The organism is Kitasatospora sp. NPDC098652, assembly GCF_044760155.1.
Classification (GTDB): domain Bacteria; phylum Actinomycetota; class Actinomycetes; order Streptomycetales; family Streptomycetaceae; genus Kitasatospora.
Map to the genome: position 1 here is coordinate 189,626 of NZ_JBIWAQ010000014.1, position 20,011 is coordinate 209,636.

General features: G+C 72.3%; 16 protein-coding genes. 6 read left to right on the plus strand and 10 right to left on the minus strand.

Going from position 1 to position 20,011, the window contains the following annotated elements; genetic code table 11:
* Positions 1 to 251 precede the first annotated feature (251 nt).
* The 3 genes from ACIQWA_RS27550 (at position 252) to ACIQWA_RS27560 (ending at position 4,789) form a co-directional block, all read left to right on the plus strand.
* Complete coding sequence (locus ACIQWA_RS27550) at positions 252 to 1,586, plus strand: PhoH family protein (protein ID WP_360230996.1); 1,335 nt, start codon at positions 252 to 254, stop codon at positions 1,584 to 1,586.
* Positions 1,587 to 2,036: 450 nt separating this feature from the next.
* Positions 2,037 to 2,777 carry a transglycosylase SLT domain-containing protein gene (locus ACIQWA_RS27555; protein WP_402487091.1) on the plus strand — a complete coding sequence of 247 codons (741 nt, stop codon included), beginning with the start codon at positions 2,037 to 2,039 and terminating at the stop codon, positions 2,775 to 2,777.
* 533 nt (positions 2,778 to 3,310) lie between these two features.
* Complete coding sequence (locus tag ACIQWA_RS27560) at positions 3,311 to 4,789, plus strand: AI-2E family transporter (RefSeq protein WP_402487094.1); 1,479 nt, start codon at positions 3,311 to 3,313, stop codon at positions 4,787 to 4,789.
* Here ACIQWA_RS27560 and ACIQWA_RS27565 read toward each other — a convergent pair.
* From ACIQWA_RS27565 to ACIQWA_RS27585, 5 genes are all read right to left on the minus strand, one after another.
* Positions 4,771 to 5,148: a hypothetical protein gene (locus tag ACIQWA_RS27565; protein ID WP_402487096.1), complete on the minus strand. Its 378-nt coding sequence runs from the start codon at positions 5,146 to 5,148 to the stop codon at positions 4,771 to 4,773. The genes ACIQWA_RS27560 and ACIQWA_RS27565 overlap by 19 nt on opposite strands.
* Positions 5,141 to 6,748: an alpha/beta hydrolase gene (locus tag ACIQWA_RS27570; RefSeq protein WP_402487098.1), complete on the minus strand. Its 1,608-nt coding sequence runs from the start codon at positions 6,746 to 6,748 to the stop codon at positions 5,141 to 5,143. Before ACIQWA_RS27570 ends, ACIQWA_RS27565 begins: the two co-directional genes overlap by 8 nt.
* Before the next feature lie 10 nt (positions 6,749 to 6,758).
* Entirely contained in the window at positions 6,759 to 7,139 is a 381-nt protein-coding gene (locus tag ACIQWA_RS27575) for a hypothetical protein (RefSeq protein ID WP_402487100.1), read from the minus strand.
* 129 nt (positions 7,140 to 7,268) lie between these two features.
* Positions 7,269 to 7,811 carry an alkyl hydroperoxide reductase gene (locus tag ACIQWA_RS27580; RefSeq protein WP_350506049.1) on the minus strand — a complete coding sequence of 181 codons (543 nt, stop codon included), beginning with the start codon at positions 7,809 to 7,811 and terminating at the stop codon, positions 7,269 to 7,271.
* 3 nt (positions 7,812 to 7,814) lie between these two features.
* Positions 7,815 to 8,366, minus strand: coding sequence for a peroxiredoxin (locus tag ACIQWA_RS27585; RefSeq protein ID WP_350506050.1), 552 nt, complete (start codon positions 8,364 to 8,366; stop codon positions 7,815 to 7,817).
* A 193-nt stretch (positions 8,367 to 8,559) separates the two neighbouring features.
* On the opposite strand from ACIQWA_RS27585, the gene ACIQWA_RS27590 reads away from it, so the two are divergent.
* Positions 8,560 to 9,516 (plus strand): LysR substrate-binding domain-containing protein, encoded by a 957-nt coding sequence (locus ACIQWA_RS27590; protein WP_402487101.1) that lies wholly within the window; start codon positions 8,560 to 8,562, stop codon positions 9,514 to 9,516.
* A 12-nt stretch (positions 9,517 to 9,528) separates the two neighbouring features.
* Here the strand turns inward: ACIQWA_RS27590 and ACIQWA_RS27595 are convergent, their stop codons facing one another.
* The gene (locus ACIQWA_RS27595; RefSeq protein ID WP_402487103.1) at positions 9,529 to 10,152 is read right to left on the minus strand and encodes a TetR/AcrR family transcriptional regulator; all 624 of its coding nucleotides are present in this window, start codon (positions 10,150 to 10,152) and stop codon (positions 9,529 to 9,531) included.
* Between the two features lie 155 nt (positions 10,153 to 10,307).
* Between ACIQWA_RS27595 and ACIQWA_RS27600 the strand changes: the two genes are divergently transcribed.
* A complete protein-coding gene (locus ACIQWA_RS27600) occupies positions 10,308 to 12,497 on the plus strand; it encodes an MMPL family transporter (protein ID WP_402487105.1) in 2,190 nt (729 codons plus the stop codon).
* A 69-nt stretch (positions 12,498 to 12,566) separates the two neighbouring features.
* On the opposite strand, the gene ACIQWA_RS27605 is transcribed toward ACIQWA_RS27600, so the two are convergent.
* The 3 genes from ACIQWA_RS27605 to ACIQWA_RS27615 form a co-directional block, all read right to left on the minus strand.
* A complete protein-coding gene (locus ACIQWA_RS27605; RefSeq protein ID WP_402487107.1) occupies positions 12,567 to 14,444 on the minus strand; it encodes a SpoIIE family protein phosphatase in 1,878 nt (625 codons plus the stop codon).
* Between the two features lie 68 nt (positions 14,445 to 14,512).
* Positions 14,513 to 15,211 carry a class I SAM-dependent methyltransferase gene (locus ACIQWA_RS27610; RefSeq protein ID WP_402487134.1) on the minus strand — a complete coding sequence of 233 codons (699 nt, stop codon included), beginning with the start codon at positions 15,209 to 15,211 and terminating at the stop codon, positions 14,513 to 14,515.
* Between the two features lie 558 nt (positions 15,212 to 15,769).
* A complete protein-coding gene (locus ACIQWA_RS27615) occupies positions 15,770 to 18,733 on the minus strand; it encodes an AfsR/SARP family transcriptional regulator (protein WP_402487108.1) in 2,964 nt (987 codons plus the stop codon).
* A 214-nt stretch (positions 18,734 to 18,947) separates the two neighbouring features.
* On the opposite strand from ACIQWA_RS27615, the gene ACIQWA_RS27620 reads away from it, so the two are divergent.
* Complete coding sequence (locus tag ACIQWA_RS27620) at positions 18,948 to 19,220, plus strand: hypothetical protein (RefSeq protein ID WP_402487110.1); 273 nt, start codon at positions 18,948 to 18,950, stop codon at positions 19,218 to 19,220.
* Positions 19,221 to 19,706: 486 nt separating this feature from the next.
* On the opposite strand, the gene ACIQWA_RS27625 is transcribed toward ACIQWA_RS27620, so the two are convergent.
* Positions 19,707 to 19,925 carry a hypothetical protein gene (locus ACIQWA_RS27625; RefSeq protein WP_360230970.1) on the minus strand — a complete coding sequence of 73 codons (219 nt, stop codon included), beginning with the start codon at positions 19,923 to 19,925 and terminating at the stop codon, positions 19,707 to 19,709.
* Between the last annotated feature and the right edge of the window lie 86 nt (positions 19,926 to 20,011).

Here is a 20,011-nt window from a genome sequence, read left to right on the forward strand (position 1 = left end):
CGAGCGGCCGTCCCCCGGGCGGATCCCGGCCCCTCGGCCGCGCGTCCGGGCGAAATGACCGCCGTAGGCCTGGCCTACCCGGGCCGCGCGCGAGGCCAAACGTTCACCGGCAATGATCCGTCAGTTCGCCGGGGGCGCGAATGCACCGCTCCCCGCCTGGGAATACTCCAGTCAGTCCGGTCCCGAGGCCACCGGGGCAGCGGGGGCCGGCTTGCCGCGGATGACGCAGGGTCATCCGCTCTGGAGGCCTAGTGGTCAGTTCCAAGAGCCGCCGGACACCAGACCGGCGCACGTACGTTCTCGACACCAGCGTGCTCCTGGCGGACCCGCTCGCCATGACCCGCTTCGAGGAGCACGAGGTCGTCCTCCCGGTGGTGGTCGTCACCGAGCTGGAGGCCAAGCGCCACCACCCCGAGCTGGGCTACTTCGCCCGCCAGGCGCTGCGCCTGCTCGACGACTACCGCATCCGCCACGGCCGGCTCGACGAGCCGATCCCGGTGGGCGAGCTGGGCGGGACGATCCGGGTGGAGCTCAACCACTCGGACGTCTCGATACTGCCGGCCGGCTACCGGGCGGGCGGAGGCGAGGCGGACACCCGGATCCTGGCGGTCGCCCGCAACCTCCAGGCCGAGGGCTACGACGTCACCGTCGTCTCCAAGGACCTCCCACTGCGGATCAAGGCCAGCTCGGTGGGGCTGCTCGCGGAGGAGTACCGGGCCGAGCTCGCGATCACCTCCGGCTGGACGGGCATGTCCGAGCTGCACGTCGCGGCCGACCAGGTCGACGCGCTGTTCGCGGCCGGCCAGGACGCCGCCGTGGACATCGACGGGGTCGACGAGCTCCCGGTGCACACCGGTCTGGTGCTCACCTCGGAGCGCGGCCGGGCACTCGGCCGGGTCACCGGCGACGGGCGGGTCCGGTTGGTGCGCGGCGAGCGCGAGGCCTTCGGGCTGCGCGGGCGCAGCGCCGAGCAGCGGGTGGCGCTGGACCTGCTGCTCGATCCGGACATCGGCATCGTGTCGATGGGCGGCCGGGCCGGGACGGGCAAGTCGGCGCTGGCGCTGTGCGCCGGGCTGGAGGCGGTGCTGGAGCGGAGGCAGCACCGCAAGGTGATGGTCTTCCGGCCGCTGTACGCGGTCGGCGGCCAGGAGCTCGGCTACCTGCCCGGCAGCGAGGCGGAGAAGATGGGCCCCTGGGCCCAGGCGGTCTTCGACACCCTCTCGGCGGTCACCACCCCGGACGTGATCGAGGAGGTCATCGGCCGGGGGATGCTGGAGGTGCTGCCGCTGACCCACATCCGGGGGCGTTCGCTGCACGACGCCTTCGTGATCGTGGACGAGGCCCAGTCGCTGGAGCGGAACGTCCTGCTGACGGTGCTGTCCCGGATCGGCCAGGGCTCGCGGGTGGTGCTCACCCACGACGTGGCGCAGCGGGACAACCTCCGGGTCGGCCGGTACGACGGCGTGGTGGCCGTGGTGGAGAAGTTGAAGGGGCATCCGCTCTTCGCGCACATCACGCTCACCCGCTCGGAGCGGTCGCCGATCGCGGCGCTGGTCACGGAGATGCTGGAGGACATCCACCCGTGAACCATCCCTGAACGGTACATAGTCGGACAATAGGTTCAACTTGCTGTGTGGGGCCCGCTCCTGATGGAGCGGGCCCCGTCCCTTTCATCACATCGAGTGCTTTCTGTCCGGAGAACTTCGGTACGGTGAATGTGACATGCGCCACGCAGACGGGAATTGCGTCGACAGTGCCCGGTGCGGCATGGTGTGGGTTCTGTCAGGCCCCGCGTACGGCGCGGCAGGACCTCCGCCCGTCGGAGGCCCGGCCCCGGAAGGTCCGCCAACTCCGGTCGGTGGACACACAATTGAAGACCGTTGAGCCGTACGCCGCCCGATTCCAACGCCCGGTCGCCGCAATCCGACCGGACGCCGGGCCAGTACCTCCCGTGACCAGAGCACCTGCGGAGGTCCGTGCCAAGGGGCATGTTGCGTCCGCACGGTCACGCGTGGGCGATGCTGGAAGGAATCCATGTGACTCGGATCTCGGTCCGGGGAGTTGCTGTGGCCTCTGCCACCGCGGTCACCGCAGTCGGTGCCGTCGTGGGCATGGCCTCGGGCAGCGAGGGCAAGACCATGCAGACGGTCGACGTCGCCGGCGCGACCCTGCTCGCCGAAGTCCCCTCTGGCTCCCAGGCACAGGCCATCAGTGACAACATCGGCCAGCAGGCGACCGCCCAGCAGGCCTCCGCCGACGCCGCCGCCAAGGCTGCCGCCGAGCAGAAGGCCGCCGAGGAGGCCGCGCGCCAGAAGGCCGCCGCGGACGCCCAGGCGAAGGCCGACGCCCAGGCCAAGGCCGACGCGGACAAGGCCGCCAAGGCCGCCGCCGACCAGCGGGCCGCCGCCGACGCCGCCGCCAACCGCTCCAAGGCGCGGTCCGCGATGTCCGCGGTGGACAACAGCGCGCCCCCCGTCTCGGTCAGCCCCGGCTCCGTCCAGGACATGGCCCGGCAGATCGTCGGCAACGACACCCAGTTCCAGTGTTTCAGCCAGATCGTGAAGCGCGAGAGCGGCTGGGACTACACCGCGACCAACAGCGGCTCCGGCGCCTACGGCCTGGTCCAGGCCCTGCCCGGCTCCAAGATGGCCTCGGCCGGTGCCGACTGGCGCACCAACCCGGCCACCCAGATCAAGTGGGGCCTCAGCTACATGAACAGCCGCTACGGCAGCCCCTGCGGCGCCTGGTCGTTCTGGCAGGCCCACAGCTGGTACTAGGAGGACCCGCCGCCCCCGGGCGGCGTGACTCCCCGCGGCCCCCGGCCGCTCGTCCCGTTCGACGAGCAGCCGGGGGCCGCGGCGTTCCCGGGCGCGCCGGGTGGGGCGGCCGGGAAAGGGCGGGCCGCCCCGCCCGGGCTGCGCTGACCAAGGCGCCCACGGGCGGTGCGGTCCTGGTGCGGACGCGGGGCGCGGGGAGGGGTCCTGGTAGCTCCCCGCACCGGCCGGTCCGCCGGCGGTTGGCTCACATGGGATGGATGGGTCGATCCGGACGACCGGGCCCTACGGCACCGGTCGGCCCGATGGGACGACTCGGTGTCCCGTTCGAAGTCCTCCCCCGTCGCGCCCGGGCGAAACCACCTGAAACCTGGTGTTTTGTCCTGTTTCGTGGGGTGAAGTGATCGAAGCCGAACCCCACGGCGGGCGGACTCGCCCCGTCCCCGCCGGGTAGCGTCATCCCTGACGGCCGTGGTGCGACCCACGGCGTTGCCGCCGGGCTCGGCGGATCCGGCAGGGAAGCGGTGGTAGCGAGGATGGCGCGGGGCGGAAAGGCTTTCAAGGCCGTGGCCAAGGGCATGGCCGTGGTGGCGAGTGCGGCCGCCGTGATCGAACGGCGCCGGCGCGCCGCGATGGCGGCCGACCCGCACGAACTCCCCGCACCGGCCCTCGCCGAGGCGCCCGGCCCCGTCCCGGTGCCGCGCACCGACCCCGCGCCGGCGGCCGCGCCGCTCGCCGCCGGGGTGGCGCCCGAGGCCGACGCCGAGGCCATCGGGGAGGCCCCGACCCTTCCCCCGGCGCCCGCGACCGTGACGGCTACGCCCCCCGCGCACAGCGGATTCGGCCGCGAGCACCACCCCGGCCGGCCCGCCACCCCCGCCGAGGCGGTGCCGTGGGGACTGCGGGTCGCCGCCGAGTCGACCTGGCGGCTGCTGCTGCTCGGCGCCGCGCTCTACGTCGTCTTCTACGTCGTCGACATGCTGCGGCTGGTCGCCTTCTCGGTGCTGGCCTCGCTGCTGATCACCGCGCTGCTGGAGCCCTCGGTCTCCTGGCTGCGCCGGCGCGGGGTGCCGCGCTCGCTCGCGGCCGGCGGGGTCTTCCTCAGCGGTCTGGCCGGGATCGGACTGGTCGGCTGGTTCGTGGTCTGGCAGGTGTCCACCAACCTGCCGGACGTCACCGCCCAGGTGAAGGACGGCGTCAACCAGCTGCGGGACTGGCTGATCACCGGGCCGCTGCACCTGACCCAGCAGCAGATCAAGGACTTCGCCGACCAGATCACCAAGGCGATCACCACCAACACCGATCAGCTCACCTCGGCCTCGATCACCGGCGCGCAGATCGCCGTCGAGATCCTGACCGCGCTGCTGATGACCTTCTTCACCACCTTCTTCCTCCTCTACGACGGCTCCAGGATCTGGAACTGGGCGCTGCGCGGCCTGCCCCGGCAGTCCCGCTTCGCGATGGCCGGAGCCGGGCCCAAGGCCTGGACCACGCTCACCGCGTACGTGCGCGGCACCGTCTGCGTGGCCTTCATCGACGCGCTCTGCATCGGCATCGGCGTCGACCTGCTGGGCGTGCCGCTGGCCATGCCGCTGGCCGTGATCATCTTCCTGGGCGCCTTCGTGCCGCTGGTCGGCGCCCTCGTCACCGGCACGGTCGCCGTCCTGATCGCCCTGGTCACCCAGGGGCCGTGGACGGCGCTGATGGTGCTGGTCGTCCTGATCGCGGTGATGCAGGTGGAGAGCCACATCCTCCAGCCGCTCATCCTCGGCCGCGCCGTCCGGGTCCACCCGCTCGGCGTGGTCCTCGGTGTCGCGGCCGGCGGCATCATCGGCGGCATCGGCGGCGCGGTCGTCGCCGTCCCGCTGATCGCCGTCACCAACACCGTGGTCGGCCACCTGCGCCGCCGCAACGAGGCCGGCCAGGCGGTCTTCACCGCCCTCGAAGCCGCCCGCGAGGCCGCCGAACGCACGGCCGCCACCCGGCCGGCGGCGGCTCAGCCGGCCGCCGACTGACCGAGGGCGGACAGGGCGGACAGTACGGCGGCGCCGGCCGCCACGACCGCCAGCCCCACCACCGCGCCGGTCGCGACCACGGCCTCCCGCACGGCCCAGTGCCAGCGGCCCGGCGAACCGCGCCGCAGCGCCCTGCGGGTCAGCACGGCCCCGAGCACCGGACCGCTCCAGGGCAGCCCCACCGCCCAGAGCAGTCCGTAGTACCCGTGCCAGGGCGGGGCCTCGGAGGCGAACGCCGTCCAGACCACCGCGACGAGGCAGACCGCTGCCCAGAGGAGGGTGACCAGCACCGTCCACCAGCCTCCGCCGGACTGTGGCTGCCGCGGCTCCCGCGGGGTGCCGGGGCGAAGGTCAGTCATGACGTCCGGCCGCCGGGGTGATCCGGCTGGCGTGGCCGCTGACGATCCGTCCGATGTTGTCGACCGAGGTGCGGTCCTCGCCCGGGCCGTCGTCCCAGTAGGACGAGTGCGCGGTGAAGTCGGGGGACCCGCCGTCCACGGCGAAGCGGTGGGCGCCGAAGTCGACGCTCGCCGGATCCCTGGTGAACCAGCCCAGGTGCGAGATGTGGTCCCAGGAGGCGGCGCCGACGTAGGTGTGATCGGCTCCCACGGAGAACTCGGAGGCGTGGAAGGCGTCGGTGCCGGGACTGCCGACCAGGATGACGTCGTCGGCCGCGATCCCGGTCGGTTTCCTCGCGGCGAGGCCGACCAGGAGCGAACCGAAGCTGTGGCCCTCGGCCGTGACATGGGCCGGTGCGCCCTGGTGGGTGACGCGCTGCCCTTCGAGGAACCTGCGGTAGGCGTCGACGCCGCCCTGCGCGCGGCTCAGGTCGCCGGCCTCCGGGAAGCTGAGCGGCGCGTCGTACCCCAGCCAGGCGATGGACGCGGTGCTGCGGGTCGGGTCGGCGCGCTGGGCCGCGTCGTACACGGCTCTCGCCCGGTCCGCGTCGCCGCCGCCGATGCGCTGGAGGTCGGTGCCCAGGCCGCCGACCAGGGAGGTGACGTCGTCGGCGGTGTCGGGGTTGCCGAAGGAGATGATGCCGCGCCCCTGGCCTTCCCCACTGATGCCGAGCAGGAAGACCGGCGGTTCCGTTCCGTCGGTCCGGCGCAGTCGCTCGGCGATCCTGCGGTACCCGGCCAGCCTCAGCTCGTCGTGCGGATCGGACGACCGGCCACCCCGCTCGTACTCGGCGATCAGTCTCGGCAGGAGGATCCGGTTGGCCTGGTTCCTGGCGACCGCGGGGACGCCGTCGCGGTTGCCGACCAGGTCCGGGTGCTCGTGGATGAGCCACTGCTGCTTGTCGGGGGGCAGCGCATTCCACCAGGCATTGACCTCGGTGGGCGGTGCATCGTCCTTGGGGACGCTGCCGAGCAGCAGGCCGTCCGGGGCGAGGGTGGGGTCGAGCCGGTCCCTGAGGGCGGCGCCCGAGTCGAGACCCGTGCCGTCCTGGGCACGATCGACGTAGTGCTGGAGCCGGGCGGCGATGCCCTGATCGATGGCTTCGGCCTCGGTCAGGGCGGTCGAGATGCGGGCGGCGAGGGCTTTGGCGACGCGCTCACAGCTCGTCCGGTACTCGGGGTCGTGCTGGTCGGCGTAGCTGCCGGGCGGCCAGGAGACCGCGCCGTGGGCGTCGACGGACAGGCCGGCCTTCTGCGCGTCGGTCAATGCCGTGCGCAGCGCGGACTGGGCGAGGGCCAGTGCGTCGGCGCCGACGCGGATGCTCCTGCCGATCTGCCCGATCTCACTGTGGGCGGCTTTCAGCTCGCCGGTGCTGCGGCGCAGCGCCGGCCGGGCCGCGTCGGAGGAGGGGCCGGCCCAGTCGGCGGCCGCGATGCGGCCGTCGACGGCATCGCGCCACGTGTCCACGTGCTGCCCGAAGGCGCTGTGCAGCTTGTCGTAGGCATCGGCCGCCGCGTACAGGTGGCTCAGGTCGGTGTCGCGCAGTGTGGCGAGGTCCATGCGGTCGCCCCTAACCGAAGTGCAGCACGAAGTTGTGCTTCTGCTGTGCGGTCGGGCCCGCCGGGACGGTACGGGTGTCCGGGCCGAACGCCGTGCTGATCTGCTGGTCGGTGCTGCCGTAGCCGAGGCCCGCGTCGATCAGGCCTCGGCCCTGTCGGCCCAACGTGGTGTGCAGGTCTGTCAGCAGGGTGTTCCAGGCGTTTGTGCAGGCGCCGAGTGCGGTGCCGCACCGGAGGCCGGCCAGTCCGGAGGCGGACTGGTTCGAGGCCTCGAGCAGGGCTTTGAGCTCACCAGGGATCTGCCCGGCCGTTTCGAGGGCGGTGCCACCGGTCTGCTGGAGTTCGTCCGGGTTGGCACGGAAGCCCCCGCCGTTCTCCGGATGGTCGGACATCGCGGCTCCCCCTCGGACCGAATGTCGTGCACGGATCGCCTTGCACTGTAGCCGAGTTGGGCCTGCCGGGGGCCGGAAACGCCGAGGGGCCCCTCCGTGCGGAGGGGCCCCTCGGGTGGTGCGGGTGGGTCAGGCGTTGACGGCGGCGAGGGCGGCCTCGGAGTCGAGGACGCCGGCCACGGCCTGGAGGACGGCGGCGATCTTCATCGAGGCCTGGATGACCTCACGGTCGACGCCGGCCTTGCGCAGCACGGCCTCGTGCGAGTCGAGGCACTGGCCGCAGCCGTTGATGGCCGAGACGGCGAAGCACCAGAGCTCGAAGTCGATCTTCTCGACGCCCGGGGTGCCGATGATGTTCATCCGCAGACCGGCCCGCATCGTGCTGTACTCCTTGTCGGAGAGCAGGTGCAGCGTCCGGTAGTAGACGTTGTTCATCCCCATGATCGCGGCCGCGCCCTTGGCGGCGGTGTACGCCTCCGGGGAGAGGTTGGCCTTGGCCTCGGGCTCCAGCTCGCGCAGCAGGCCGGGGCTGCGGGTGGCCATCGCGCAGGACAGCACGGTGCCCCAGAGCTGCTGGGCGGGGAGGTCGGAGTTGCCGATGACCGAGCCCAGGTTGAGCTTGAGGTCCTTGGCGTAGTCCGGAAGGGCGGCCTTCAGATCGTCGAGGGCCATGGGTCAGCCCGCCAGGAGGGCCTGGGCGTCGAGGGTGTCCTCGCCCTTGTTCCAGTTGCACGGGCACAGCTCGTCGGTCTGCAGGGCGTCCAGCACCCGCAGGACCTCCTTGGGGTTACGGCCGACGGAGCCGGCGGTGACCATGACGAACTGGATCTCGTTGTTCGGGTCGACGATGAACACGGCGCGCTGGGCGGTGCCGTCCTCGCCCTCGACGCCGCAGGCGCGCATCAGCTCGTGCTTGATGTCGGCCAGCATCGGGAAGGGCAGGTCGCGCAGGTCCTTGTGGTCCTTGCGCCAGGCGTGGTGCACGAACTCGGAGTCGCCGGAGACGCCGAGGATCTGGGCGTCACGGTCGGCGAACTCGTCGTTCAGCTTGCCGAACGCGGCGATCTCGGTCGGGCAGACGAAGGTGAAGTCCATCGGCCAGAAGAAGACGATCTTCCACTTGCCCTCGTAGGTCTTGTGGTCGATGTCGGCGAAGGCGCTCGCGGCATCCAGGTCGACACAGGCCTTGAGGTCGAACTCGGGGAACTTGTCGCCGATCGTGAGCACGTTCGCTTCTCCTGAGGATGAGACTGCGGGGAGTTTTGTCCGGATTCCGGACGGCACCCACCATTCCACATCGTGGACTGATCAGGGAAATAGCTACACTTGATGTGTCTGATCGGAGATTGCTATCAGTACTGAACTACCCCTCTCTCGGCCCGCCCGGCGCGGGGCCGCCGCCGCCAAACCCGAGGCGGCTGTGGGGAGCACCACAGTCCGTACCCCGCGCACACCGACGGTCGCCCAGCTCAAGGCCTTCGTCGCGGTGGCGGAGCACCGGCACTTCCGGGAGGCCGCCGCCGCCACCGGGACCAGTCAGCCGGCGCTGTCCGGGGCGGTCGCGGCGCTGGAGGAGTCGCTGGGCGCGCAGCTGGTCGAGCGTACGACGCGCAAGGTGATCGTCACTCCCCTGGGGGAACGTGTGCACGAGCACGCGCGCCGGGTGCTCGCCTCCTTGCAGGCCCTCACCGAGGAGGTCGACGCCGCCCGCCGTCCGTTCACCGGACCGCTGCACCTCGGGGTGATCCCGACCGTCGCACCGTACCTGCTGCCCACCGTGCTGCGGCTGGTCCGCGACCGCTTCCCGGAGCTGGAGCTGCACGTCCACGAGGAGCGCACCCCCTCGCTGCTGGAGGGCCTGGCCGCCGGGCGGCTGGACGTCCTGCTGCTCGCGCTCCCGGCCGGCGGCTCCTCGCCGACCCGCGACATCCCGCTGTTCGACGAGGACTTCGTCCTGGTCACCCCGCCCGGGCACCCGCTCGCCGGGCGGATCGACGTGCCGCGCGACGTGCTGCTCGACCTGGACGTGCTGCTGCTGGAGGAGGGCCACTGCCTGCGCGACCAGGCCCTCGACATCTGCCGCGAGGTCGGCGCCGACCCGGCCGGCTCCACCACCCGCGCGGCAGGCCTGTCCACCCTGGTCCAACTCGTCGCCGGGGGGCTCGGGGTGACGCTGCTGCCGGCCACCGCGCTGGACGTCGAGGCCGGCCGCACCGACCGGCTCGCCGCCGTACGGTTCGCCGCCCCGGCGCCCGGCCGCCGGATCGGGCTGGCCGTCCGGCCGGGTTCGGCCCGCAGCGCCGAGTACGAGCGCTTCGGTGCGGCGCTGCGCGAGGTGCTGGCCGAGCTGCCGGTCCGGATCGTCGACGGGTCCTAGCCGGCGGAGGCGTCAGTGCGTCGCCGGTGCGCCGAGGCAGAGGCCGACCGTGGTCGCCACCAGCAGGTCCAGCGCCTCCAGGGTGTCCGGCGCGGGCGCCTCGCCCGGCAGGCTCCGGATCAGGTGGCGGGCCGTCAGGCCGTCGAAGCCGGTCAGGAAGTGGGCGGCGATCCGGTCGGCGGGCAGCGCCAGGGTCAGCCCGTGGGCGCCGGCGAGGGCGGTGAGCATCTCGGTGGCGGTGCCCTCCATGGCGTGCTGCAGCCCGAGCATGATCTCCCGGACGTCCGGGTCGCGCATCGCCAGCGTCTCGAACTCGCTGAGCAGGATGCACCGCCCGTCCTCGCCGGTGGCGGCCTCCCAGAGGGCGTGGACCAGGGTGCGGATCTGGTCGCCGAAGGGCCCGTCGCCGGGTGAGGCGGCGCGCACCTGCTCGATGAACTGGGCGGTGACCTCCTCGACGACGGCCCGGTAGAGGTCCTTCTTGGTGCCGAAGGTGTAGTGCACCGTCGCCTGTGCCACGCCCAGCTCCGCCGCGATCGCGCGGGTGCTGCCGGCGGAGACCCCTTCCCGGGTCATCAGGTCGATCGCGGCCCGGACCAGCTGCGGTCGGCGTTCGGAGGCGGGGACATGAGCCATTCAGCCAGGGTAGCGCCATGGTCGGGCAACTGTGTCGATCGATTTGGTCGGTCAACTTTGTCACCCGACAAAGTTGGGTCTACCGTGGGAGGGGTTCGCTCAGGCACCCGCCTGGCATCCGCCCGTCCGCCGACCGCACCGCGAGGGGTCCGACCTTGGCCACGTACCTGTACCGACTGGGCCGTTACTGCTTCCGGAGAAGGCGCGCCGTGCTGGCCGTCTGGGTCGCGCTGCTGATCGCCGTGGGCGGGGCCGCGGGCGCCCTCGCGGGCAGCACCAGCGACGAGTTCAAGGTCCCGGGCACCGAGGCCCAGGCCACCCTGGACCGGATCAAGGACACCTTCCCCGAGCAGGGCCACGGCTCCGCCCAGGTGGTCTTCGCCGCCCCGGCGCCCGGCGGCATCGCCTCGCCCGAGACGGGCAAGGCGGTCGGCGAGGCCGTTTCCCGAATCGCCCACGTCCCCGGCGTGGCCGCGGTGCCGGACCCGTACGCCACCGGCGCGGTCTCCCCGGACGGCAGGGTCGCGATCGCGCTGGTCTCCTTCGACCACAAGCTCGCCGAGGTCACCGACCAGCAGCGGGACGCCGTCCGGGCCGCCGCCGAGCCGGCCCGCGCGGCCGGGCTGGAGGTGGCCTTCGGCGGCGACGCGTACAACAGGTTCGCCCAGATCGAGGGCGGCTCCGAGGCGATCGGCCTGGTGGTGGCCGGGCTGGTGCTGGTGATCACCCTCGGCACCCTGGTCGCGGCCGGGCTGCCGCTGCTGACCGCGCTGGTCGGCGTCGCCGTCGCGATGGCCGGGCTGCTGGCGCTCACCGGCTCGTTCGAGATCATCACCACCGCGCCGGTGCTGGCCCTGATGGTCGGCCTCGCGGTCGGCATCGACTACGCGCTGTTCATCCTGTTCCGCCACCGCCGCCACCTGGCCGAGGGCCTGGAGCCCGAGGAGTCCGCCGCCCGGGCCACCGCGACCGCCGGCAGCGCCGTCGTCTTCGCCGGGCTGACCGTGGTCGTGGCGCTCGCCGGACTGGCCGTCGCCGGCGTCCCGTTCCTCACCGTGATGGGCCTGGCCGCCTCCGGCGCCGTCGTGGTGGCCGTCCTGGTCGCGATCACCCTGCTGCCCGCGGTGCTCGGCTTCACCGGCCGCGCGATCGACCGGCTGCCGGTCTGGAAGCGGGCGCTGACCACCCACGGCAAGGTCACCGTCGGCGAGCGCTGGGCCCGCTTCGTGGTCCGCCGCCCGCTGCCCGTGCTGCTGGTCGGCCTGGCCGGGCTGGGCGCCCTGGCGGTGCCCGCCGCGAGCCTGGACCTCGGCCTGCCGGGCGGCGGCTCACAGGCCGTCGGGACGGACGCCCGCAAGGCGTACGACCTGGTCAGCGACGGCTTCGGCCCGGGCTTCAACGCGCCGCTGGTGGTGGTCGTCGACGCCCACGGCGCACCGCGCCCCGAACAGGCCGTCCAGGAAGTGGCGGGCCGGCTCCAGGGCTTGACGGGCGTGCGGACGCTGCTGCCGCCGAAGGTCGACGCGGCCAGCGGCACCGCCCTGGTGCCGGTCATCCCGAAGACCGGCCCGGACCACCAGGACACCCGGGCGCTGGTCAACGAGATCCGTGACCAGCGCGACGGGATCCGGGCCGCGACCGGTGCGGGCATCGCCGTCACCGGCACCACCGCCGCCAACATCGACGTCTCCAGCAAGCTCGGCCAGGCCCTGCCGCCGTTCGTCGCGGTGATCGTCGGCATCGCCCTGGTGCTGCTGGGGCTGGCCTTCCGCTCGGTGCTGGTGCCGCTCAAGGCGGTGCTGGGCTTCCTGCTCAGCATCCTGGCCTCGCTCGGCGCGGTGGTCGCGGTCTACCAGTGGGGCTGGCTGGACGGCCTGATCGACGTGCCCAAGGTCGGCCCGGTGGTCAGCTTCGTGCCGATCCTGCTGATCGGTGTGCTGTTCGGGCTGGCGATGGACTACGAGCTGTTCCTGGTCTCCGGGATGAAGGAGCAGTACGTCCACGGCAAGGCGCCGCGCGAGGCGGTCGTCGGCGGGGTGAAGGGCGGCGCCCGGGTGGTGACGGCGGCCGCGCTGATCATGATCTCGGTGTTCGGCGCCTTCGTGTTCGGACACGACCCGATCGTCCAGCCGATCGGCTTCGCCCTCGCGGTGGGCGTGCTGGTGGACGCCTTCGTGGTGCGGATGGCCCTGGTGCCGGCCGCGATGGCGCTGTTCGGCAAGGCGGCCTGGTGGTTCCCGAAGCGGCTGGAGAAGGTCGTGCCGAAGGTCGACATGGAGGGCGAGCAGCTGATCGCCCGGCTGGAGGAGGAGCGCCGGTCGGCGAGGGAGCCCGCCGGGGTCTGACGGCTCGCCGGGCCCGGCGCGGCTGAGGGCTCGGAGGTGCCCGGTGGGATCCGCTCCCGCCGGGCACCGTCACGTCCCGGCGGGCAGCCGCTGCTCGAACCAGACCACCTTGCCGGTGCCCAGCCGGGTGGCGCCCCAGCGGTCCGCGCACCGGGCCACTATCTGCAGCCCGCGCCCGCGTTCGTCCTCCGGACCGGTACGGCGCGGCCGCGGCAGCAGCGGACTGTCGTCGCCGACCTCGCAGCGCAGCCGGGTGGTGCGCACCAGGCTCAGGGTGACCGGGCGGGTCGCGTGCTGTACGGCGTTGGTCACCAGCTCGCTGACCATCAGCTCGGTCGCCTCGCTCAGCTCGTCCAGCCCCCAGCGGCGCAGCGTGTGCGCGGCCAGCCGGCGGGCCCGGCCCGGCGTCTCGTTGCGCGGCTGCAGGTACCAGTGGGCGACGTCCCCGGCCGGGATGCCGTCGAAGCAGGCGCCCAGCAGGGCGATGTCGTCGCCGCGGTCCCCGGGCGGCAGGATCCGCAGCGCCTCCTGGCACAGCTGCTCGGGGGACTGCCAGCGAGCGGCCGCGATCCGCGCGCGGAGCACCTCCAGGCCGTCGCTGAGCGGGCGGGTACGGGTCTCCACCAGGCCGTCGGTGAACAGCAGCAGCGCCGATCCGGGCGGCGCGGGCAGCTCGACCGAGTTGAAGTCCACCCCGCCGACCCCGATCGGCGCCCCGGAGTCCAGCTCCACCAACTCGGCCGTGCCGTCCGGGCGGACCAGCACCGGCGGGACGTGCCCGGCGTTGGCCAGCACCACCCGGTTGGCGATCGGGTCGTACACCGCGTACACGCAGGTGGCCAGGTGCTGCTCGCGGCCGAGCCGCTGGGCCTGTTCGTCCAGGTGGTAGAGCACCTCGTGCGGCGGCAGGTCGAGCGCGGCCAAGGTCTGTGCGCTGGTGCGGAGTTGGCCCATGATGGCGGCCGAGGTGAGCGAGTGGCCCATCACGTCGCCGACGATCAGGGCGACCCGGTTGCCGGGCAGCGGCACCGCGTCGTACCAGTCGCCGCCGACCTGGGCGCCGCGCTCACCGGGCAGGTAGCGCTGGGCGAGCCGGACGCCGTGCGACTGCGGCAGCCGCAACGGCAGCATGCTGCGCTGGAGTTCGTTGGCTATCTCCCACTCGCGGGCGTACCGCAGCGCGGTGTCCACCGCCAGCCCCGCCTGGGTCGCCAGGTGCGCGGCGGTCGCGGTGTCGGCCGCGTCGAAGGCCGGCCGGCCGGTGCGTTCAGGGGGCCAGCGGATCAGCACCAGCAGACCGAGGACGGCCTTGCGGCCGCGCAGCGGCAGGGCCACCACCGATGTGCCGGCCGCCAGCCGGGCCAGCCCGCGGGGGCCGTACACCTCGCGCAGCAGCGCCTCGGTGCGCTCGGCGGCGGGCGTGCCCAGGACGGCGGACTCGGCGGGGCGGCGGCTCAGCAGGATGTGCGCCAGCGCGCCGCCCCGGGTGACCGGGGTGGCCGGGCCGGTGTCCGCGGTCGAGCGGGAGCCGAAGCGCGAGCGGTGCCGGTCGTCCGCGCCGCTCTTGCGGCCGCGGCGGCCGATCCGGGTGCCGGTGCTGTGGTGGATCCGCAGCTCCTCCGGGAAGCCGGGCTCGCGCTCCACGTTGGGCAGCGGGTCGCGCAGGTGGACGACGGCGGCGTCGGCGAGGGTCGGCACCAGCACCCGGCCGATGTTGCGCAGGGTCGCGGCCAGGTCGAGGGCGCTGTTGATCCGCCGGGTCGCCGCGTCGAGGTAGGCGAGCCGGTCCGCCAGCCCGTCCGCCGCCCCGGTGCGGTCCGGCCGCGCCGTCGGAGGCTTCGCCGGGGCCGCGGCCCTGACCGGTTCGTCCGGCCGGGCCGGGATCCGGACGCGCTGACCCGGGACGGCGGGCGGCTGCTCCGCCTCGGTCTTGAGCTGGTCGCGCACGGCTGCCTGTCCTGGATTCGGTGTGGTCGGGAGGTCTGGACGGTGAGCTGTTCTGGCCCTCTGGTCGGTCAGCCGACGCGTCGACAGCACAGGAACAGCTGTTCCTCCGGCGGCAGCGTGGTACTGGCCGGCGCGTACGGATGCCCCGAGCACTCCTCGACGGCGAAGCCGGCCGCGACCAGGACCCGTTCCAGATCCTCCCTCAGATACCCACTGATCCGCAGCTCTCTGCCAAGGAACGGAAGCGGAACGTGATCCAGGTCCGCCTCGACCATACCGAGCACCAGCAGTCCGCCCGGCCGCAGGAGTTCGCGCAACCGGCCGAGCACGATCGGGATCTCGTCCTGCGGCAGCAGGATCAGCGAGAAGAACGCGGTGACGGCGGCGAAGGTGCCGCGGCCCGCCGACCCCAGCGCGGGCACGCCCCACACCCGGTCGGCGCGCTCGGTGGCCAGATCGTACAGGTCGATGCGGTGGAACTCGGCCGGGTGCGCTCCCTCGATCCGAGCCCGGCGGGCCAGCGTCAGCATCACGTCCGAGAGGTCTATCCCGGTCACCCGCAGCCCGCCGGCGGTCAGCTGGCCCACGGTCGGCTCGCCGGTGCCGCAGCCCACGTCCAGCACCCGGGCGCCGGGTTCCAGTTCGGCGAGCAGCCGTCGCCCGCACTCCAACTGGCCGTCCTTGGCGGGGAAGGCCTCGCCGTACCCGGCACCGATGGTGTCGAAGGCGACCGCCTGCAGGGCCCGGGCCGCCCGGCGTCGCCGCACGTCGGGGCCGTCGGGGCCGTCGTCGCCCGCGTCCTCGCCGACCGGGAACGCGTCGGATATCTGTCCGGTCGTCACGTTGAGAGGCACCCTTCCACCCGTGGCCTCCGGTCGGCTCCTCCGCAGCCTCCTGGGCCGCTGCCGGTGGCGGTACGTCACGCTCCCCGCATCACACAGACGGCCTGCACCCCGACCCGCTGCCGGCAGACACTCGTGTGTGTACTGGCATCTGAGAATATGCGCGATCACTGCGCCATGGGGTCCCTTTCCGGCCAACTCGTCATGCTTGGGCCGATGTGGGACGGGTCCGCGGAAGCACGGGGGTGCGGGCCGGGTGGTGCGAGCGGCCCCGCACGCCGCACGGCGCGCCGGGGTGGGCGCCGCTGACCTGCGGTTTCGCCGGTCCGCAGGCTGACAATCGGACGTTTATCGAACGTCAATCGGTGGGGTGCACAGTAATGACCAGCGCCGGGGAAGCGTTGAGGGCGCTCCCGCAGCCGGGGGGCTGCGGGAGCGCCGACGCGCGGATCGGGGGAGGTGCTCCGCGGGGGAGCGGAGGCCTCAAGGCGCGGGGGGAGAAGAGAAGGGCTCGGTGTGCTGTCGGGAGATGAGGTCCGCCACGGAGGAGGCCTCCGGCACACCGAGCCGCGTGAAGATCGCGTGCGCCTCCTGCAGACAGGCGAGACCGCGGGCCGGCTGGGCGAGGGCGAGCAGCGCCTCGCCGAGCGCGGCGTTGGCGAGGCCCTGGCAGTAGGCGGAACCCAGTTCCTGTCCGATCGCTAGGGACTCACCGGCCGTGTCGGCGGCCTCCGGGTAGTTCTCGGCGGCAAGAAGTGCGGAGGCGAGGCGGGCCAGGGTGTAGCCCTCCCAGAGCGGATTGCGCTGGGACCGGTAGAGCTGATGGGCCTCCCGCAGGTGCGGCACGGCCTCGGCGGTGGAGAGCACCACGCCGAGCTGGTACAGGGTCTGGGCGAGAAGCGGGTCGTTCCTGGCCGTGCGGGCGGCGGAGACACCTTCGCCGGCGGACTGGATCGCCGTCTCGGTCATGCCGAGTCGGTTCTGGACGCGGGCCATGTTGCTGACAACCCGCGCCTCGAGGATCGATGCGCCGACGGCCTGGCTGGTGGCCCGGGCCTGTTCGAGGAACAGCAGTGCCTCGGCCGGATTATTGCTGACGTTCAGCATCACGCCGAGCATGTTCGCCGTGGCCACGAGCAGGACGGTCGGGTCGTCTGCTGCCTGGTGATCGAGGCTCTGGCGGAAGGAATGCCCGGCTCCCTGGAAGTCGCTGGTGACGGACTGCAGGGTGCCGCGGGCGAAGTAAACTCGGGCGAGTGCAGCCCAGTCATCACGATGCTGTGCGTCCGCGCCGATGACCTCCAGGATCCGGAGCGCTCGGGGGCCCCGGGTCGGGTCCGGGTCGATGCTGACCAAGTAGTTGAGCAGGTCGACGGCTGCACGCTGCAGGGTGCTGGGGCCGCTTGCGGCGGCCTCGACGGCGCTGAGCAGCAGACCGCCCTCGGTGCGCAGCCAGTCCTGGGCCGCGTGGCTCGTGACCAGGCCGATCCCCGATGAGGAAATCGCGGTCAGCTGCTCGATCAGCGGTTCGTCCGGCTCGATGACCTGGGCCGCGTTGCGGACGGTCGGGATCAGCAGGTCGAGCAGCCGGTGTACCGCTTGCTCCTGCTCCGCAATGTCCCCGATCCGCTCGTTCTGCCGCTGGGCGTAGAGCCGGAGCAGGTCGTGGTAGCGGTAGCGACCGGGAGTGAAGCACTCCAGCATATTCGCTTCGACGAGAGCCTCGGCGAGGTCCTCGGCGGTGTATTCGTCCACGCCGAGCAACGCTGCGGCGGCCGCGAGCGGGATGTCGGGCGAGTCGATCAGGGCGAGCAGCCGAAAGGCGCGGGCCTCGTCCACGGACAGCTGTCCGTAGCCGAGCCCGATGGTGGTCTCCACGGCGAGGTTGCCGAGCTGCAGTTCGTCCAGCCGACGTCGCTGATCGGCTAACCGACTGGCCAGGTCGGAGACGCTCCAGCGCGGGCGGCTGGCCAACCGAGCGGCGGCGATGCGAACGGCCAGCGGCAGGAAGCCGCAGGCGGTGACCACCTTCATGGCAGCTTCGGGTTCGTCGGCGACCCGCTGCTCGCCGACGATGGCGGAGAACAGCGCCAGCGCCTCGGCCGGGGTCAGCTCCTCGACGTCGAACAGGTGAGCACCGGGGATTCCGGCCAGCCGGGACCGGCTGGTGGCGAGCACGGCGCAGCCGGAGATCCCGGGGATGAGCGGCCGGATCTGGTCGGCATCCCGGGCATTGTCCAGCAGGATCAGCATCCGGCGACTGGCGAGTAGGGAGCGGTAGAGAGCCGCACGCTGTTCGAGTGCATCGGGGCTCTCGGTGACGCCGAGAGCGTGCAGGAAGTCGCCCAGGACGGCTGCCGGGTCGGCCGGGGAAGCGCCGGCCCCGCGCAGGTCGACGTACAGCTGTCCGTCCGGGAACTCGGTGCGGACACGGTGGGCGACGTGGACCGCGAGGGTCGTCTTCCCGACGCCGCCGATGCCCGCCAGCGAGGTCACCACCACAGCCTGGCCGGTGGCGTTCATCAGGACTGTCGAGAGGTCGCTGACCAGCTCGGTTCGCCCACTGAAGTCCGATACATCAGCTGGGAGTTGAGCCGGCGCTGGGGGCGAGGCCGGACCGTCCTCGCGCGAGGCGGGCGCGGGCACGGCCGGGATGGCGAGTGCCGGATCGGCCGCCAGGATACGGGTGTGCATCGCGGACAGGCCGGCGCCGGGTTCCACCCCGAGCTCCTCGATGAGGAGCTTGCGGGTGTCGGTGTAAACGCCGAGCGCCTCGGCCTGGCGTCCACAGCGGTACAACGCCAGCATCAACAGCTCGCGCAGGCGCTCGCGCAGCGGGTGTTCGGCCGTCAGGTTGTTGAGCTCGCCGACGATCTCGGCGTGCAGGCCGATGTCGAGGGCGGCTGCGCACAGTTCCTCGGCGGCGGCGACCTGGCGCTCGGCCAACCGAAGTCGCTGCGCGTCGGCGTAGGGGCCGGGGACGCCGGTGAGTGGACGGCCGCTGAACAGGTTCAGCGCCTGTGCCAGCAGGCGGTGTGCCTCGTGCTTGTCGCCCGCGGTGCGAGCGGCCGAAGCCTCGGCGGAGAGCCGTTCGAAGACCGACAGGTCGAGGGCCTCGCCCGGGATACGCAGTGCATAGCCGTCGGCGACCGAGACCAGCAGTGCGGCTGGCCGGCGCACCTCCCGCTGGGGCTCGATGACCGAGCGCAGGCGGGAGACGTAGGTGCGCAGTGCGGCCACGGCCTGGGCCGGGGGTCGGTCGCCCCAGAGCGCGTCGACCAGGTCCTGGGTGGTGACAGGGCGCCCGGAATGCAGCAGCAGGGTGGTCAGAACGGCCTGTTGCTGGGGGGAACCGAGGGAGAGGGGCTTGCCGTCGAGCCAGGCCTGGACCGGACCGAGGACTTGGAAGCGCAGCGCAGGGGTCTGCGGCGTCTCCCGAAGCTCCATGAAGTCCCCCGATGGCCTGTGGTGTTGATTCCGTGAAAGGGCTCTCGGCGGTCCGCCGCGGTGGTTCAGCTTAGGCGGACGCCCGACTCTGCTGGACGGCGTCGCAAGCCGCGCGATGTTTATCGGACATTTAATCAACCCTACGATACTGTCCGCGCGCCCGTGCCATGGAGGTCGGGCTGAACACATTTGATGACCGAAAGGCGGCCGCCCAATGGCCAATGACCAGAGCGAGACCCCGGTGCCGTCGACGCCGCAGAACGCGACGCAGACCGGCGCCCCGGCCGCCGCTGTGGAGGCGGGCAAGGCTGTCGAGGGCGCGGTCACCGCATCCTCGAACCCGGCCGGGTACACCGCGCCGACCGATGCCGACAAGACTGCGTTCGAGAACGGCTCGTTCGGCGACGAGGGTGAGTACGTCATCTCACCCACCGGTGAGCCGGGTGGCCCGCTCAAGCCGGAGAGCGCTGTCGGCGGGCACCCGTAAGGCAATCCGCACCCCGCGCCCCCGTCCGGGCGCGGGGGCGCGAGCATGTCGGCTCTGGAACGGCGAATCTGACGGCATGTAGCATCGAACTGGTGTCCACTCGGAGGGGTGGACCTGATGAGTTGGAGGGGTTCTATGGGCAAGCTTCGTCGGGTTGCTGTGGTCGCCGTGTCGACCGCCGTTGTGACCGCCGGCTACATGGTGACTGCCGCGGGGGCCTTTGCGAACATCGTGGGCGGCCACCCGTAAGCGGCCCTCGCCCAGTGCCCCCGCGTCCCCGTCCGGGCGCGGGGGCACTTCTGGTGCTGTGCGTGCCAATTCGTGTGCGGGTCCATCGGGTGGCCGATTCCCACCCTCGATGCACGCATGGTGACGGCCGTTATCCGTAACGTGCCCGGCGGCAGGCCCCGGGCGTTCCGGAATTCCGGATTCATCGGGGGGATTACCGGGGTCCGAATGCCGTGGTTTGCGTGGATTTTGCCGCAATTACCGGGGCTGATCGCATTCAGCCGAATCGCGGGGCTCGGGGGCGGGTGAGACGTGGTTCGGTTCGGCGGTCCATTCGCGACCGCCGTGCTCGGGGCGCAGGTAGTGCTCGCCGCCGATGGTTCCCATGTAGATGCCGGTGCGTCCGGTCCTCCGGTCGAGGACGAGGTCACCCACCTGTGGCCGGTAGGCCTTGGGGTTGCGCTGTCGGGTGCTCACCTCACCGCTCCTTCGCTCTGTCGCGACTGGCCAGCATCTCTAGAGAAGCTAATATCTCTAGAGATGTCAACGGTCGTATCTCCTTA

What these genes read in the sequence shown, in the direction of transcription:
- ACIQWA_RS27560 (WP_402487094.1), top strand. Translation starts at nt 3,311, where the DNA reads ATGGCGCGGGGCGGAAAGGCTTTCAAGGCCGTGGCCAAGGGCATGGCC.
- ACIQWA_RS27565 (WP_402487096.1), bottom strand. Translation starts at nt 5,148, where the DNA reads ATGACTGACCTTCGCCCCGGCACCCCGCGGGAGCCGCGGCAGCCACAG.
- ACIQWA_RS27570 (WP_402487098.1), bottom strand. Translation starts at nt 6,748, where the DNA reads ATGGACCTCGCCACACTGCGCGACACCGACCTGAGCCACCTGTACGCG.
- ACIQWA_RS27595 (WP_402487103.1), bottom strand. Translation starts at nt 10,152, where the DNA reads ATGGCTCATGTCCCCGCCTCCGAACGCCGACCGCAGCTGGTCCGGGCC.
- ACIQWA_RS27620 (WP_402487110.1), top strand. Translation starts at nt 18,948, where the DNA reads ATGGCCAATGACCAGAGCGAGACCCCGGTGCCGTCGACGCCGCAGAAC.
- ACIQWA_RS27615 (WP_402487108.1), bottom strand. Translation starts at nt 18,733, where the DNA reads ATGGAGCTTCGGGAGACGCCGCAGACCCCTGCGCTGCGCTTCCAAGTC.
- ACIQWA_RS27575 (WP_402487100.1), bottom strand. Translation starts at nt 7,139, where the DNA reads ATGTCCGACCATCCGGAGAACGGCGGGGGCTTCCGTGCCAACCCGGAC.
- ACIQWA_RS27580 (WP_350506049.1), bottom strand. Translation starts at nt 7,811, where the DNA reads ATGGCCCTCGACGATCTGAAGGCCGCCCTTCCGGACTACGCCAAGGAC.